This is a genomic window from Chitinophaga pinensis, from assembly GCF_007896845.1.
In the GTDB taxonomy this organism is placed as follows: Bacteria; Bacteroidota; Bacteroidia; order Chitinophagales; family Chitinophagaceae; genus Chitinophaga; species Chitinophaga pinensis_C.
This window is the reverse complement of record NZ_VOHS01000042.1, coordinates 1-16189: the sequence shown is the minus strand read 5'-3', so window position 1 is coordinate 16189 and position 16189 is coordinate 1. Positions and strand designations below refer to the sequence as shown.

General features: G+C 46.9%; 21 protein-coding genes and 1 pseudogene. 10 read left to right on the top strand and 12 right to left on the bottom strand.

All coding sequences use genetic code 11. The features are described 5' to 3' along the window. Positions 1-19 precede the first annotated feature (19 nt). Entirely contained in the window at positions 20-208 is a 189-nt protein-coding gene (locus FEF09_RS24895) for a hypothetical protein (RefSeq protein WP_146307630.1), read from the top strand. Continuing rightward, positions 205-342, top strand: coding sequence for a hypothetical protein (locus tag FEF09_RS30960; protein ID WP_186774507.1), 138 nt, complete (start codon positions 205-207; stop codon positions 340-342). Before FEF09_RS24895 ends, FEF09_RS30960 begins: the two co-directional genes overlap by 4 nt. Here FEF09_RS30960 and FEF09_RS24890 read toward each other — a convergent pair whose 3' ends face one another. The 5 genes and pseudogenes from FEF09_RS24890 to FEF09_RS24875 form a co-directional block, all read right to left on the bottom strand. Next, positions 343-525 (bottom strand): GNAT family N-acetyltransferase, encoded by a 183-nt coding sequence (locus FEF09_RS24890; RefSeq protein ID WP_186774506.1) that lies wholly within the window; start codon positions 523-525, stop codon positions 343-345. Positions 526-536: 11 nt separating this feature from the next. Further along, positions 537-761 (bottom strand): hypothetical protein, encoded by a 225-nt coding sequence (locus FEF09_RS24885; RefSeq protein ID WP_146307628.1) that lies wholly within the window; start codon positions 759-761, stop codon positions 537-539. A 33-nt stretch (positions 762-794) separates the two neighbouring features. After that, positions 795-1189 (bottom strand): annotated as a pseudogene (locus tag FEF09_RS24880) (FMN-dependent NADH-azoreductase). Continuing rightward, positions 1170-1376, bottom strand: coding sequence for a hypothetical protein (locus tag FEF09_RS30955; protein ID WP_186774510.1), 207 nt, complete (start codon positions 1374-1376; stop codon positions 1170-1172). Before FEF09_RS30955 ends, FEF09_RS24880 begins: the two are co-directional and overlap by 20 nt. Positions 1377-1403: 27 nt before the next feature. Further along, positions 1404-1730 carry a carboxymuconolactone decarboxylase family protein gene (locus FEF09_RS24875; protein ID WP_222597126.1) on the bottom strand — a complete coding sequence of 109 codons (327 nt, stop codon included), beginning with the start codon at positions 1728-1730 and terminating at the stop codon, positions 1404-1406. Between the two features lie 200 nt (positions 1731-1930). On the opposite strand from FEF09_RS24875, the gene FEF09_RS24870 reads away from it, so the two are divergent. The 6 genes from FEF09_RS24870 (at position 1931) to FEF09_RS24845 (ending at position 4915) form a co-directional block, all read left to right on the top strand. Then, positions 1931-2275, top strand: coding sequence for a hypothetical protein (locus FEF09_RS24870; protein WP_146307627.1), 345 nt, complete (start codon positions 1931-1933; stop codon positions 2273-2275). A 96-nt stretch (positions 2276-2371) separates the two neighbouring features. After that, entirely contained in the window at positions 2372-2602 is a 231-nt protein-coding gene (locus FEF09_RS24865; protein WP_146307626.1) for a hypothetical protein, read from the top strand. A gap of 73 nt (positions 2603-2675) precedes the next feature. Next, positions 2676-2891: a hypothetical protein gene (locus FEF09_RS24860; protein ID WP_146307625.1), complete on the top strand. Its 216-nt coding sequence runs from the start codon at positions 2676-2678 to the stop codon at positions 2889-2891. 8 nt (positions 2892-2899) lie between these two features. After that, positions 2900-3355, top strand: a complete 456-nt coding sequence (locus tag FEF09_RS24855; protein WP_146307624.1) for an aminotransferase class I/II-fold pyridoxal phosphate-dependent enzyme — start codon at positions 2900-2902, stop codon at positions 3353-3355. Between the two features lie 62 nt (positions 3356-3417). Further along, complete coding sequence (locus tag FEF09_RS24850; protein ID WP_146307623.1) at positions 3418-3813, top strand: hypothetical protein; 396 nt, start codon at positions 3418-3420, stop codon at positions 3811-3813. Positions 3814-3994: 181 nt separating this feature from the next. Then, positions 3995-4915: an alpha/beta hydrolase gene (locus FEF09_RS24845; protein WP_146307622.1), complete on the top strand. Its 921-nt coding sequence runs from the start codon at positions 3995-3997 to the stop codon at positions 4913-4915. Here FEF09_RS24845 and FEF09_RS24840 read toward each other — a convergent pair. From FEF09_RS24840 to FEF09_RS24820, 6 genes are all read right to left on the bottom strand, one after another. Further along, entirely contained in the window at positions 4883-6205 is a 1323-nt protein-coding gene (locus FEF09_RS24840; protein ID WP_146307621.1) for a purple acid phosphatase family protein, read from the bottom strand. The genes FEF09_RS24845 and FEF09_RS24840 overlap by 33 nt on opposite strands. 8 nt (positions 6206-6213) lie before the next feature. Beyond that, a complete protein-coding gene (locus tag FEF09_RS24835; protein WP_261387746.1) occupies positions 6214-7686 on the bottom strand; it encodes a SusD/RagB family nutrient-binding outer membrane lipoprotein in 1473 nt (490 codons plus the stop codon). An 8-nt stretch (positions 7687-7694) separates the two neighbouring features. Then, positions 7695-10610 (bottom strand): SusC/RagA family TonB-linked outer membrane protein, encoded by a 2916-nt coding sequence (locus tag FEF09_RS24830; RefSeq protein ID WP_222597125.1) that lies wholly within the window; start codon positions 10608-10610, stop codon positions 7695-7697. Next, a complete protein-coding gene (locus FEF09_RS31875; RefSeq protein ID WP_222597120.1) occupies positions 10496-10951 on the bottom strand; it encodes a hypothetical protein in 456 nt (151 codons plus the stop codon). The genes FEF09_RS24830 and FEF09_RS31875 overlap by 115 nt, the downstream gene beginning before the upstream one ends. A gap of 114 nt (positions 10952-11065) precedes the next feature. Beyond that, on the bottom strand, positions 11066-12046 hold the full coding sequence (locus FEF09_RS24825) for a FecR family protein (RefSeq protein WP_146307620.1): 981 nt from the start codon (positions 12044-12046) through the stop codon (positions 11066-11068). Between the two features lie 63 nt (positions 12047-12109). Continuing rightward, a complete protein-coding gene (locus FEF09_RS24820; protein ID WP_146307619.1) occupies positions 12110-12706 on the bottom strand; it encodes an RNA polymerase sigma-70 factor in 597 nt (198 codons plus the stop codon). Positions 12707-13064: 358 nt separating this feature from the next. On the opposite strand from FEF09_RS24820, the gene FEF09_RS24815 reads away from it, so the two are divergent. Both FEF09_RS24815 and FEF09_RS24810 read left to right on the top strand, forming a co-directional pair. Then, positions 13065-13502 carry a hypothetical protein gene (locus FEF09_RS24815; RefSeq protein WP_146307618.1) on the top strand — a complete coding sequence of 146 codons (438 nt, stop codon included), beginning with the start codon at positions 13065-13067 and terminating at the stop codon, positions 13500-13502. Positions 13503-13519: 17 nt separating this feature from the next. Next, on the top strand, positions 13520-15001 hold the full coding sequence (locus FEF09_RS24810; protein WP_146307617.1) for a tetratricopeptide repeat protein: 1482 nt from the start codon (positions 13520-13522) through the stop codon (positions 14999-15001). A 9-nt stretch (positions 15002-15010) separates the two neighbouring features. Here the strand turns inward: FEF09_RS24810 and FEF09_RS24805 are convergent, their stop codons facing one another. Next, complete coding sequence (locus tag FEF09_RS24805) at positions 15011-15973, bottom strand: YwqG family protein (RefSeq protein ID WP_222597119.1); 963 nt, start codon at positions 15971-15973, stop codon at positions 15011-15013. Between the last annotated feature and the right edge of the window lie 216 nt (positions 15974-16189).

Genomic DNA, 16189 nt, shown 5'->3' with positions numbered 1-16189 from the left:
GGATCAACCATAATACTGCGTGGAATATGAGTCTGGCGTACTCAGCTGGTATGACAATCATCCGCAGCCGATCCATCGTCAGAAAGATGCATGGCAGATCAGCTGGCAGGCGCCGGTAGCTAATACAGATACATTGCCTGTTACCTTATATGTCAATAATGTGCCGGCCGGCAAGGTATTACTGACCTCACGAAAAAGGGCAGCATGACATTTACAGGAAAAATGCCTATAGAAAAGACGCTTTGTTACTGGAGGAAAACGTCTGCCGCTAAGAAAGGTGATCACCTGAGAGTGGCCTATGGTTATGGATTTCTGGAGAAATCAGTTCCGCTGGAATGGTAATCAGACGGCATAGGCGAAATGCAGGCAATTCAATACAAATCCATGATTGAGTAACCTGTGTGCAGGATGCAGCTGATAACCACTATCCAGATGTACCTGTTTAACGTCATTGACAGTGGCAACGTCCCTGACATGAGCGAGTAGTTGTGAGGCATATCCCTTACCACGGTATTCCGGCAGCACAAACAGATCGTCTATGTAGATCGTTTTACCGTACGCAGCATATTGATAAACCGGTAACCGACAATGCCTGCTGCTTCACCCGCTTCGTCCGTAATAAAGGCGAGTGTAAACCCTCCTTCGATAACTTCCTGCATGGTATCGAGGTATTTGTCCGGATCGAGGTGGGTACGAAACTGTAATACAGGGAGTTTACAGTTGAGCAGATCCTCTTTTGTAGTGGCAGTTTTAATCGCCATGATATATTATTTAGAGCGTGTTAACGAGTTCAGTTATTTCTTTCTGGCATTTTCGATGGCAGTGGCTCTGGCTTCCGGACCGGAGAACTGCACAGGATATACATTGATGAAATGAAGATCATGCAATCCGAGGAAAGCGAATACCCTTTCGAGATAGGGTTGCAACTGGTCCATGGATTGTTCCAGCATAAATCCTGCTGAAAAGTCTGCACCTCTGGTATTGATGATAAGACTTTCTTATTTTTTAATAATCCCTCATATTGACCTTCGTGCTTATGGAAGGTCCTGTTGATCCGGACAATGTTATCTATAAACACTTTGAAATAAGAAGGAACGGAGAAGTTATACATAGGCATTCCTATCACATAGATATCAGCGTCATGTAACCTGTCTACCAGTGCTTCCGATTCAGCCAGTGCTGCGATCATTTCCGGCGTGCGCTCTCCGGGGCGTATAATTGCCCTGTACGAAGAGCGCAGACGGATGTGAAGGTGTGTCAACAGACAGATCGAGATAATCTACCGGGAGCTGGCCGAATCTGGTGGATAGTGTTGTCATGAAGAAGGCCGACAACTCCTTTGATACAGGAGCGTTCGTTACGGATGCTGCTGTCAATATGTAATACTTTCATGTTTACCGCTATCAGAATTTAGGTTGCAGCTTAAAGGAAACACCTACACGGTTCCATGTGTTTATCACAGTAACTGCTGCAATCAGTTTGGTGGTGTAATCTTCTCCGAATACGCGCACGCACTCATCATACAGTTCGTCTGTAATACCATGTTCATGTATAAAGGTCACAGCTTTGGTCAGCTGCAGGATCAGTTGTTCTTCCTGTGTAAAGTGATCAGTTGCTTCATGCCATACAGGGATCAGTACAATCTTCCGGATAGGAATATCCATCGCGATGGCGTCCTGTGTATGTTTATCAACGCAGTAGGCACAGCCGTTGAATTGTGAAGCCGCTATTTGATCAGTTCATGATGCCATTTGTCAATGCCTGCCACATGTATCGCTTTGTCCAGATCTGCCATCACTTTGTAAAGTTCAGGATGGTTTTTGCCGATGAATGTTCTTGTTGCCATTTTGTTTGTTTTTGTTGGCACAAAGTTATGACGCGATTGTACTACCTTAGTCATACAGATTTTATTAATTAGGTAGTACAGATTATGCTGGATACAATGTTGCTCCATATAGACAAAGCGTCGTCTCAGGCGGTGTACGCGCAACTGGCCAACGGACTGATAAAACTGATCCGTAGTGGGGTGTTAAAGCCGGGTACGCCTGCCCTCTATCCGGGTAATGGCGGAAGAGATGCATATCCATCCAGAACGGTGGTAGCGGCTTATGATGAGATGGCGGCACAGGACTGGATCTACAGTAAGCCCCGTTCCGGTATGGTGGTGGCGGAAAACCTGCCGGATCTGAAACCCGGACTTTCCGTTCCGGTTTACCGGCAACAACAGACAAATCAGCCGGAGCCTCTGATCCGCAACGGCAATATCGCTATGTGATCATGATGGTTTTCCGGATCACCGTATTGCTCCCATAGAGCAGTTGATAAAGCTACAACGTCAGGCTTTCTATAACGATGATGTGGAACGTATTTCATGTATTCGGATAGCCGGGGGAGCTTCCGCCTGCGTAAGGCTCTGGCGGAGCACATCAGCGGCTCGAGAGGAATCGCGATGACGCCGGATATGTTGTTGCTGACACGCGGGGCACAGATGGCTATTTATGCGGTTGCGGCCACTCTGATCAAACCGGGAGATGAGTATTGGTGGGAGAGCCGGGTTACAGACTGGCAACGGCTGTATTTGAGCAGCTGGGGGCTAAAATAACCGTATTCCGGTAGATGAGGAGGGTATTGACGTAGATCAGATAGAAAAGGCCTGTAAAAGGAAATTCAGGCTGTTGTATATCGTTCCGCATCATCACCACCCGACTACAGTGACCCTGAGTGCGGCAAGGAGAATGAAGCTGCTGTCATTGATCAGAAAGCACCGGTTCTATACGATCGAAGATGATTATGATTATGAGTTCCATTATGCGCACCGGCCTATATTGCCATTGGCAGGTGCAGATCACGCAGGTTATGTCTTGTATATAGGTTCAGTGACGAAAATCTGACAGCGTCTATGCGGCTGGGATATCTTATTGCCGGAGAAGCATTTGTAGAAAAGGTGGCACAGGTCAAAAAAGTGATCGATCTCCGGGGAGATCTGCTATTTGAGGATGCTCTCGCAGCTTTGTTTGAAGAAGGAGTGATACAGCGGCATATCCGTAAATCCCTGAAACTTTATCAGCAGCGGAGAGACCTTTTCTGTGAATTACTGGAAAAGGAACTGGGAACATATGTACGTTTCCGGAAACCGGATGGTGGTATGGCGGTATGGGTACAGTTTGACAGTAAATTTAAGCTGTCTGTTATCGCTGCAAGAGCAGGAGAGATGGGGCTGAAGATGTCTGACGGAACGGCCTACGATCCTGTGGCAGACAGTCTGAATGGACTGAGGATGGGCTTTGCCTCCCTGAACGAAAAAGAAATGAAAAAGGTGATGGATATTCTGCGGAAAGTGCTGGCTCAATATTAAATCTGTCCGCATCCGGATTGCATTGGCCCGCAATATTTTAGCGCGACTAAAATATCCATTTTATGAAAATGAAATTGAGCATCGCGCTTTTACTGGTATGTTGCGCCCTTGTATTTTCCAGCTTTCGTGCAGGTGTATTCAGTCAGCTGACGACACCAGCTGCCAGAAGAGCTGTAATGAATTTCCATGTTTATGTGGATTCTCCCAGCCAGTCCTATGCCGGTCTGACAGCCACTGTAAAGAATGTATCTTCCGGTGTGGACTATCTGACGCCTGCCAATACAGCGATTGTATCCGGCAGGGCATTTTATGAATTTTATGTAGCAGGAAATGAAGGCGAGCAATTCTCTGTTACGGTGAAGTCAGGTAGTACGGTGGTTGCCAGCGGTACACATATAGTGACACCCACCAATACGAATAACCATCATGCTGTTGTAACAGTCTATATGAGTTATTAAACCGGCATCTTTTAAAGTAAAAGGAGTATCACATGGTTCAGCTGATACTCCTTTACTTTTTATGGATGATTCACCAGTGCGCTTTAAGAAAACAGTTTTTTATGGGCTATTCCCGAATATAGGATTTTTTATAAGATGCGATATTGTTGCCTTATCTTTCGCCAAAAGAAAAGGATTCCACATGAAGAAACGTCTTATCTGCCTGACGGCGATGACCATTATTGCGGGTGCTACCAAAGCACAACAGTTTATGCCCTTGTATCCGGATAGTGTTGTCAACAGCCGTAATGTACCCGATAAAGAAGTTAAAAAAGACAATAACGGCAGTCTGTCATTTGATAAAGTGTCCGTACCTGCTGTACAACTTTTCCTGCCACCGGCAGATAAGGCGAACGGTGCTGCGATGATTGTTTGTCCGGGTGGTGGTTACAGCTTTCTTGCTTATACGCATGAGGGGATCAACTTTGCCAGAAGACTGAATGAAATGGGGATTACCGTCTTCGTGCTGAAATACAGAATGCCGGACAACGCTACGATGTGGGATCGTACCATAGGCCCTTTACAGGATGCCCAGCAGGCGATCCGGCTGGTACGTCAGCGGGCAAAGGAATGGCATATTGATGTGAACAGGGTAGGATTAATGGGGTCTTCTGCCGGCGGACATCTTGCTTCTACTGCCGGTACACATTTCGACCACAGCTATATTCCCAATCCGGAGCATACAAACCTGCGTCCTGACTTTCTGGTGCTGGTATATCCCGTGATCAGTATGGCAGACAGCCTTACACATCAGGGCTCCAAAGACAATCTGATCGGCAAGGATGCTGCACCTGCTACGGTAACAGAGTTCAGCAATGAACTGCAGGTAACAGATAAAACGCCACCTGCTTTTCTGGTACATGCCACAGATGATAAGGGGGTGGTAGTAGGAAATAGTATTGCCTTTTATACCGCACTGGTAAGGCATAATGTTCGGGCGGAACTGCATGCTTACCAGCGCGGAGGCCATGGTTTTGGGATGCGTACCAGCAATCCTGACGAGCATTGGCTGGACAGGCTGGAAAACTGGTTACGCGATAACGGATGGCTGAAAAGGCAATAGCCTGTTTGGCTTATTACGTCGCTTTTCCAATATAAAAGCATCAAACAATTCGCCCGTCGCCAGATGGGACCGGAAACTAAGGCGGTCATTATCAATGGTAATGAGATGATACATCTGCAGGTGCCCGGCTACAACATCCGCCCATTCCATTTTCTCATATTCATACATTTTGGAGCCACTTACGGATACCACATACATGGTGCCGTAAGGGGCTACCTGTTGCATACCGCGTCCATAAGCATGGTCATGCCCCTGTAAGACAATATCCACTTTATATTTGTCAAAGACCGGCTTAAAATGTGCCCTCACTTTCTCATTATAACGCCCTTTTTTCGTTGAAAATACGGGGTGATGCATGGTGACTACCGTCCACTTATTTGGATTGTTTTCCAGTGTCGTTTCCAGCCATTTCTTCTGTGTATCGATCAGTGCTTCGGAACTGGCTTCTTCCATCATCATGGTATTGAGTGAGATGAAACGTACTCCCTGTATGTCCGCATAAAATACAGAACCTTCCAGTTGAGGATCGCCGGTACCATTGCCGGGAAGAGAGAATTGCTGCTTCCAGAAGAGTGAAAGATGTGGCCGTCCGTCTTCATGTGTATACTCATGATTGCCCGGTGTTACCAGCGAAGGGATGCTGCCGTGAATATAGCCACCAGCTTCAAACCATTGTCCCCACTCCTCATCATTATTGGCACGGTTGACCAGATCGCCGGCATGAATGATGGTCTGCGCGTCGGGTAATTGCGCATACGCTTTTCTGATGACGCGACTCCAGAAAGGACGGATGCCTACCTGTGCATCACCCAGATAAATAAAGGATGTTTTACCTGGTGTAGCTGCGGCTGTTTTGAATTGCAGCCATTCGCTCCATCCACTGTCACTACCTACCCGGTAAGTGTACAAGGTAGCTGGTTGCAGGTCGCTGAGTGTTATCCGGTGATAGACTACATCCAGTGCTTCCAGTTTGAACGCTTCACTGTTCGCAGTGAGCCGCTTCACATTGGCCGCAAACTCCGGATGAGCATCCGCACTGGTATATTCTATATAAGCCGTATTGATGCCTGCAGCGCTGCGCCAGTTAATAGTGGCGCTGGTAGCAGGATCTTTGGTGATCGTGAGGATGATCCTGTCAGGTGTATTGCCGGCGGCATATCCTTCCGTATGTTGTACAGCAGGAGGGGTGGCGGCTTTGGCGAAGGTGGCTGCTCCCGTAAACGGAAGCAACGCACCTGCTTTGATAAAACCAGACAGGAATTTCCTTCTGGCGACTGTCTTTTTTTCCATATTCAGACTCATTTCAGGTACCACATTTTTGTATTGATATCATCTGCGCCAAATACGCTGATCGCTGCTTTATAGTTGTCCAGATTCACATCCTGTTCAGATGTCGGCCATGCATATCGCACGGGGAACTGTGGCTGGAAGGCCATAGGGCCTACCACAAATGCAGGATAACCGGTACGTCTGAAATCAAACCAGCCTTCAGCACCTTTGAAGGTCATCGCTATCCATTTCTGCGTAATCAGTTGCTCCAGTGTACCGTTGTATTTTACGGTGTTCTGATTATAGTAGTCACGTTTCTGCGCTTCGTCTGTCAGCCCGTAATAGGCCATAGAAGATTGGATACCGTTGTTGTACATCGTTTCTGCTGTACTGCCGTTAACGGTTATTTTGCCACGTTGCATCGCTTCAGCGAGGATAAAGCAGACTTCTGAATAGACCATCAGACTGGCCTTGAATGTTGCAGGTTTGTCTTTTCTGAAGAATGCAGAAAGGGTGGACTGATGTGTTTCGCCGCCGTTATAGTCCGCCGGATTGGTGTAAGCATGTGGTATACCTACATATGGGTGCTGATCAATAGTAGCACCTTCCTTACTGCTGACAGGCGCGATCCATAGTTCCAGTCTCGGGTCATTGCGGGCAATCAGTACATCTACCAGTTCTTTACTGGCTTTTGTTTTCAGGAAATCATTATCGATCATATTCAGCGGTCCGCCAGCCCAGCTATCATCCTTTTTAACACCGAGGTACGCTACTTCTGCATTATCCGCATTGCTTTCCATAATAGGATATTCCGTTTTGTTATTCAGGATCTCCTGCATCTCCGTAAAGGCGGATGCATAGTTTTTCGAGCAACGCAGCAGCATACGTAAACGTAAGGAGTTCGCCAGTTTACGCCATTTCAACAGATCGCCGCCAAACAGGGCATCAGCGCCTGCATTCAGACCTGCGCCTCCTGCCTTCAGTTGTGTATTGGCTTCTTTCAGCAATGCAAGCAGGCTCTTATAAACATCTTCCTGTTTGTCGTAGCCGGGTTTGATATTACCATTTTCTACCGACTGTAATGCCTGAGAATAAGGGATATCGCCATACAGGTCTGTCAGGTAGGCAATATTGAACGCCATGAGTACATTACCGGCAGCGGTATATACCGGCTGACCAGTAGCGGCACCTTCCTGTTGCATGGTCTTGATGATCATCGCACGCTGATAGATGTCTGACCAGTCTACCGCCGTCCAGCGAAACAGTTCATAGTCATTGTTGCGGATCAGCGTGATATAACGTCCCAGCGCTGCCGGTCTTCTGGCAAAACCATTCTCGGCATAGGCATAAGCCGTTTGAGTCACCGCTTCTGTAAGGTGGTATTCCGGTCTGGTTTCAGACGGACTGTTAGGGTTGGTATTGATTTCGTCAAAGTCTTTTGTACAGGCAGTCAATGTCATTGCTGTCAGCAGACTATATAGTATGTTAGCTCGTTTCATCATGTCATTAATTAGAAGTTGCAACTGAGTTTAGCACCGTAAGAGCGGGTTCCCGGTAATGTCCAGTGACCAACACCCTGATAACGCTGGTTGGAGAGACTCATGGTGATCTCAGGATCATAGCCATTCTTCGCAGCTGCCCATGTATACAGGTTGTTGCCGATCAGTGACAGGGACAGATTGCTCAGGAATGGAATACGCTGCATTACACCACGACCGAATGCGTAAGTGAGTGATACTTCTTTCAGTTTTACATAAGTAGCACTGTAAGTCTCGTTCTCGTAGTATTTCCAGTATTTATTGTCATAATAGGTGGCGGCATCGATGATCACGTCGTTTGGTTTGTAGGTGCCATCTCCATTTGCAATCACCCCTTCCATGATCATACCGTCATCACGTGTGGTCCCATTGGCGTCTGTCCATGTAAGACCGCCATGTGCCGCATCACGTCCACGCAGAGTATTGGTTGTACGACCATCCTGAATCAGACTTTTCGCCACATAGGAATAGTAAGCACCGCCTTCGCGCCAATCGATCAGGAAGTTGCAGCTCAGGTTTTTGTAGCGGAAATTGTTGTTGAAACCCACCATAAAATCAGGGTTATAGTTACCGATCTTTACAAAATCGACATCCTGTTGCTGCAGACCGTTACTGTTCAGGAGTGCTTGTCCGGCATAAGGTCCTTCTTTCACTTTTACCCAGCTACGTGTGTAGAAATCGCCCATTTTAGTCCCTTCTTTGATAAGGTATTCGATGTTACTGCCATCCGTACTGCCGAGCATATAGCTGGTCACAGCCGGTGTCAGTTCGATGACCTTGTTGACGTTACGGGTGAAGTTGATATCAGATTTCCATGTAAAGGACTGGCTTTTTACAGGTACCAGATTCAGCCCTATTTCCCATCCGCTGTTCTGGATATTGCCGGCGTTAATGAGCATCGTACTCGCGCCGGAAGCGATAGTGGTAGGGACCTGAATGATCTGGTTGCGGTTGTTGGTTTTATACCAGGTGATATTAAAACCTACGCGGTCCTGAAAGAAGCTTGCATCTGCACCAGCCTCATAGGAAGTAGCGATCTCTGGTTTCAGCAGACTGTTTTTCTGGTTGAAACTGATGGTCGCACGTTTTACACTACCCCAGTCGGTATCAAAAGGTACGGTGTTGTACAGTTGATAAGGATCGGTATCAGCACCTACCTGTGACCAGTTGGCACGCAGCTTCAGATAAGACAGGTCCTGCCACCTGATGTTCAGCATATCCGAAAGAATCGCACTCAGGGATACGGAAGGGTAGAAGTAGGAATTGTTCTGTTTAGGCAGGGTGCTGCTCCAGTCGTTACGTGCTGTCAGGTTCAGGAAGAGGTAATTGTGATAACTCACTTCACCGATACCGTACAAACTGTTGATACGCTTTTTACGGAAGGATTGTGTATTCACTAATGCACCTGCTGCTGCGTTGGAGAGGTTGTAGATGCCCGGGAGAGTCAGGCTTCCGGTGGACTGCTGATTAGACGAGCTTTCCTGATCCATACGGTTACCACCGACAGCAACCGATACTTTAAAATCGCTTTTCAGATCGGGTTTATAGGTCAGGAGGAAATCGCTGTTCTGCTCCTTGAAATTATCATTTTCCAGTACATAAGCACCTTTCGGGTTTCTTTTGGCGCTGAATGGTCTGCGCTGGTCCTCATTTAATGCATAATAATCCAGACCGGTACGCAGCATCAGTGTCAGATCAGGTCTGATATCAAAAGAGGCCTGTACGTTGCCTGTCATGCGGTTACGGGTATAGCTGTTGGTTTCTTCGTACGCGATCAGGTAAGGGTTGTCATCAGTACTGTAAGGATTATACTGTTGCAGCCCTTCTTTACCCGGTATCCAATAGTTACGCAGTGCATGAATATCGACGTTTGGCGTCAGTTTATATACCTGCATGGTCACGCTTTCTGTGTAAGCAGAAGGACGGTTTGCACTACGGTTATTGGTATAGGCGAGATTGGTACTGAGGTGGATGGATTTATTAAGATGATAGGTGCCTGAGAAGGTCAGGTTATCACGTTTCAGGTCTGTATTAGGCACAATACCACGGTTCTGCAGATTGCCGTAGGAAAGTCTGAAATTGCCTGCATCAGTACTTTTGGATACCGCGATATTATTCGTAAAGGTATGTCCGGTACGAAAGAAGTCTTTGACACGGTCAGGATAGGCAACCCAATCCAAAGGTAAAGGATCACCGTTTTCATCGAGTGGGCTATTCCACTGTACGAGTTTACGGCCGGTATTCAGTTTAGGACCCCATGCGCCGGTGCTGATGGTATTATCGCTACCGGTCCAGTCACCGGAACCATATTCATGCTGGAAATGCGGGAACATCCAGGCTTTGTCAAATACGGCGCTTGAATTAAAACTGACACCCAGTCCTTTTTTCGCAGCACCGGATTTTGTGGTGATAAGGATCACACCAGATCCGGCACGGCTACCGTACAAGGCAGCAGCGCTGGCGCCTTTCAATACGGTAATACTGGCGATATCGTCTGCACTGATGTCACTGATCGGACTACCATAGTCGATGGTTTGTTTGCCATCTACGGCCTGTGCAGGGTTCTGGATAGCCGGAGCTACCGGTACCCCATCTACAACATATAATGGCTGGTTATCTTTGCTGATAGAGGATTGTCCGCGGATGGTCACCATCACACTGGAACCCGGGTCAGCACCCGTACTACGGATATTTACACCCGGTACGCGGGCAGCGAGGCTGTTCAGTACATTGGGTTGTGGTACATCGCTGACGTCTTTGGATGAGAGCTGAGCTACTGAATAACCGAGGTTACGTTCATTTTTTTGATACCGAGAGCGGTTACCACTACTTCTCCCAGTGCTTTGGTAGAGGGTTGTGGCAGTTCCGGTGAGCCTGTATTGGCAGATGCCGGTGTTTTCTGCGGTGCGGGAGCCACGCTAAGGATCGCATAGTTATTAAGGATACGGCAATGGATGGAGGCGTCTGCGGCCAGCCAGTCGAGGGCTTCCTTTAAAGAGACGGTGTTTTTGCGGATATGCACTGTGCGGGACAACAGGGCATTCACATCTTCATCAAAGGTAAATTGCAGCTGTTGCTGGCTTTTTACCTGTTGAATGAACTGCTGAACGGTGATGGTGCTGCCTTTGAAGGTCAGTACCTTTTCCAGTGGCTGCTGTGCAGATAGTCTGCCGCAGACCGCCAATAGGAAAACAAGCATCAGTAATCGATGCATTAAAAATGTTTTCATTATTTTACAGTTGAATTCCTTGCAGGTGGTTCAAGCCTGCATACCTCGTTACTTGGCTGATAAACCAGTCAGTTGCGAAAGGCGCCCCGCTGCTACGGGGCGTTTTTATTTTTGTTAGTACACTGCTATGTTATTGTCCTTCTCGTTATAGTTAAAACCTGCGGTCTCTGACAGGATGTGCATGACAGCTGGTAAGGAGAGACGTTCAAAGTCGGCCGTAATACGTTTCTTCTCCAATGCCGTACGCTGTATGGTAATATTGACCCCATACCATTTTTCCAGTTCACGACATACGTCTGCCAGTGTTGCCTGATCATAGGATAGTTTACCTGTGGTCCACGAAACCATTGACTGCGCGGCTACAGGCAGAATATTGAAGCGGGCATTGTCTGTGCGGATGGTCATCTGCTGATCCGGACGCAGTTCAGATAAGGGCTGTTGCTGTGCATTCAGCAGCCTGACTTTACCAGATACGAGGATGACTGACAGCTCCTGACGTTGTGGTCGTTCGAATATTTCAAAGGAAGTACCTAATACCTGCGTGGTGTAATTGCCGGCGGAAACGGAAAACGGTTTGCCGGCAATAGTAGCAACATTAAAGTAGGCGCGTCCCTTCAGTTTTATTGCGCGTGCGGTTTTATTGTATTCATTATTATAGCTGACAACAGATCCCGGGAAAAGCGTCAGATCACTACCATCCGGCAGGCGGATGGTACGTAGTTCCCCCGGACCGGCAGTGATCTCCTGCCACGCAAGCGGCTTAACGGCTGCTGGTTTACGAACCATAAAATAGATAGCGGATAAGGAGAGGAGCAGTAATAAAGTAGCTGCTGCTGCAAGCATCGGTTGTAAGAATCTTTTCCGTGAGCTACGGATACCCGACAGCATCCGGAATTGATCCCAGTCAGCCGCTGTACTGCGTGGTACATCAGCTTCACGGATATGCTCCCATGCGGTCTGCATACAAACCTGTACCAGCAGCGGATCCGTATCAGTAGAGATATATGCTTCTATGGCCTCTTTAGTAGTGGCGTCTGTAATCTTACCTTCAAAATAGGCAATAAGCTGTGCTCTGCCGGGTGGATGATGGATCATAATAGCTTGTTCATCCTAAAGGACGCAGGAGGAGGAAGCGTCAAACTATCCGGCAAAGTTGAATTAATATACAGTTAACATTGGCACAGCAAGCAGGAGTAGTACGGGCAGGAAATCGGCATAGTCATCCAGTTCTGCGCGCATGAATTTCAGGGAAGAGGCGATGTGATTTTGTACGGTAAAGATGGAGACATTGAGTGCAGCTGCTATTTCCGCATAGCTCATTCCCTTTTCACGGTTCAGAATAAATGCCTCACGGCGGCGTGGAGGAAGTTTTTCCAGACACTGGCGGTAGCGGCGTAATAGTTCCCGGTAACTGATAGTATCGTTGATGTTTTCCGGGGCCGGGGTTTCGGCGGTACTGTCTGTGAGACTATCTGTGATTGTTTTCCGTTGACGGATCATACTGATCACCTCATGACGCATCATGGTGAACAGGTAACTGTCGAAATCCTTCACGGTACTGATCCGCTCTTTCTGCTGCCATACCTTTAAAAGGACATTCATCGCCAGTTCTTCCCCTGTTACAGCGTCACCACTAAAGCCGGCAGCATAGCGCTTCAGACGGGGGAAGTAATGCTCAAATAAGGGCCTGAAATGCGAATCATCACCAGTCAGCCAGTCATGTAGCAATATATCGGTCAGCGGAGAGGATGCCATCAGATCACTGTTTTGATGGTAGCAAATATAGAAGTACTATGTTAAGGCATTATTAATAGTATGGTGTTAACGCTATATAACAGATCTCTGTCTTTTTCCCGATTGCGTAAATTTTTTTCCCTGATCGCTTATTTTAACAGGTACGTAAACCCGCCCCACCCGCCTTACCGGGTATGAATAACTGATCATCCCTGCTGGTCAATACAGGGTATAGTTGCTGTATCGTTAATAGTCTGTCAGGGCGCGTGCCTGCGTTTACGTAGGGTGTACCCTGATAAATTATTATAATTAATATTATTTGCTATATATTAGCGGCTTTTCAGCACTTTATCATATCAGTTGAAACCCTTGATCAAACATGAACGCCAATAAATTAGAGATCCCAGAACATTTACACAACGACATTATTGCACTTATTACCTATCTGGAAAAGGAGGCCCCTAAGAACGCGAATCGCAGTAAAGTATCTGCGAACGACTTAGCAAGGATGGAAGCAACGGCAGGATTTGCCATGCCGCCTGCATTCAGGGAATTCTGGCTCAAAGGAGGCTCTGCTTATTGGGAAGATGAGCAGCTGACCTGTCTCAGCTATTGCTATACAGATTATAGCAGCGCAGATAATACATTATACAGGATGTTGTTTACCAGTCTGTTATTCACAGGCAAGAAGAGTGAGTTGCTGGAACAGGAGAAAGGCCTTTTATACGCATGCTGGATTGTGGGTATGATCAAAGAAGGTGACAAAAGAACTTTTTTGTCAGTGATGCATTGGGCCGCGTGCATGTTATTCATATAGACAGGCACTTTACTTTGATGGATGACGAGATACTCCGCCATGCACTTGCTTCAATTCTGGAACAGAAGGAATCGCTGGCAGATTTTATTGCGACCATAAAATTGCCGGATGAAGACAGCGATGATTACCCCAATAGAAAAGATGAGGAAGACGAAAATGAAGACGAGGATGAGGAAGACGCAGCTAAACAGGCATTTCTTGAAAAACACCAGCTGGAAGAGATTACCTACGAGGAAGTACTGGAACGTATGGGACTGGACCAGCTGTTTGACTATTGGAACGGTGAGGGAGATGTGCAGGTGATGTCGCTGGATAACTATGAAGATGAACCATCTTATTTCGAAGACTACAGCCGTATCTACTATTGTGATACGGATCTTGAAATAGACGGTGATCTGGATATTTCCGGTCTGTATATTGACCTGCTGGTTGTAAAAGGTAATCTGACGGTTCATGGTAGTGTGACTGGCTGGGGTGGATCAGGCATGGCCTTCTATGTAACTGGTGATACCACTATTGACAAATTACAGATCGATGATTTACAGACGACCCTTGGAAAGGAATCTGTGCGTTACCTTGCTTATGCATGGGCAGATGATCATGAGCTATTAAGGAAAACGTCACACCGTAAAATTGACGCGCCTGTTTTCCTGTGTTGGTTCTATGACCTGAATTGCTTCGAATTTGCACCGGATACCCTGATTACCGCCTTATATGAGTATGATGATTTGTCTGCGTATAAAACAAATAACGCCTTCCTGCCATGGCATGATTTTGCGTCGGCCTTCCGTAGCGATTTATATTATCCGGTAGAGAAAGAACATCATGACAACCTGAATCTGAACATTGATGGTATCTATCAGGCGATGAAGCACGGTCAGCCGATATTTAAAGAAGGGGTAACGAAGGAAGGCATCCTGCTCGTCAATGAAGGACAACGGCTGCTGGCGGCAGAAGACAAGCAGGGGGCGTGGGCATGTTTTAAGAAAGCGATGGAAGTGGCGCCGGGATATTATCTGGCGTATAGCGAGGGCGGTAAGCTGCTTTCTAAAGAGAAAGCATATCGTCAGGCCATGGAGGTATTTGAGAAGGGGATTCCATTTAAACCGGAAAAGCTGGATTACGAAAATACCTGTGCCGAGCAGGCAGCTTTATCTGCTGTACGTATAGGCGAATATGATCAGGCCATTGAATGGTGTCTGGATGTGCTTGAAAAGAATGAATCTGCCTATTTTGCGATGCGTGTGATAGGAGAGGCCTTGATCTTTAAAAACGAGCTGGATGATGCGAAAGCATATCTTAAAAAATCACAGGGTATATCGTCTATTTTCAGTACCAATTGGTTGCTGGGGCTGATACATCATGTGCAAGGCGATCTCAAAAAGGCAGAGCAATATTATGAGCAGGCAGTCAGGAACAGCAGCAGGGCAAAGCCTTATAGTGAGTATATCGACATGGCTTATATTTATGGCTCACCGGTTACGCTGGATTGGGTTTGATACAAATAGTCATTTAATAGCGAAGGGGCAACAGATCATCTGTTGCCCCTTCGCTATTATACCTGATTGATCAGCTGCTTTCCAGTCCGCAATAGACTTTTGAAAAGTCTTTCTTCGCCAGATCACTTTATGTATCACAAAATAGATTTCCCCGGCATCCCAGAAGCAGAATCCCGGCTGACTATCACTACCTACTTTCAGCAATACCATCCAGTCCTCCGGTTTGCCTTTAAAGGCATGTACGGCCTCTTTTTCCGGCGTATCGTGTTGTTTGAAGACATAACTGTTGATGCTGTGTATTGCCTTAAAATCAGGTTCTAATGCCTGTTTTAACGCATCTGTAGCATCGTCCTCTTCTTCCAGTGCTTCCAGTTCCGGCCACGAATGCGCGTAATAATCCCTCGCATTGTAGAAGGAAGGAAGACTGGCGTATTTGTCTGCTATGACTTTATAGGGGGTATAGATACCATGCTGGTCATAGATGTAGTCTTCTGTAATATCCAGTTGACCGGCTGATTGCAGCGCCGACAGGTCTCCGTCGTAATAGATCACCTTTGCATCAGTGTCTTCCTGATCCTCGATGAAGAAATACAAGATGCCGGTACGGGGCAGGTAATCCTGTAAATGCGCGATATCGGTACAGTTGATCTGTGCTATAAACTGCATGCCTTTTTCATTCCCCTGATAGTCTTTAAAGGAAGGGTAGGGTATATGCGCAGGCAAATCCGGTAATCCGCCGAAACGGCTGTTCCCTTTACGGGAGTAATTATCTTCTTTTGTCGTAGCAAAGGCAACGGACTTGCGTGCCAATGCCGTCAATCCCTCCTGATAGGTTTGGAGTTCCTGTGTTGTTATTATCTGTTCCAGTTGTTTACGCAGCCGGTCGTCATGCTTTGCCCAAAAGAGCTCATTATCAAACTGCGTAGTACCTTCTCCGTCTGCCCCTTTATAACTATAATCCAGCAGCACCATTTCTTATCCAGTTCCAGATCAAGGTGTTCAATGTTTTCCAGTCCGGTAGGTAGTTTCGTCAGCGGATTATCCTTGATACACAGCCTTTTAGTTTTGGCATGCGTGTGAGTGAATCCGGTAATGAGTCAGCTTGTTATTTCCAGATTCAGCGTTCAATAGAGTCTGACTGTCCGGGTGAAACAGACTGTAACTGGTTATTGCTCAGGTAGCAGAATT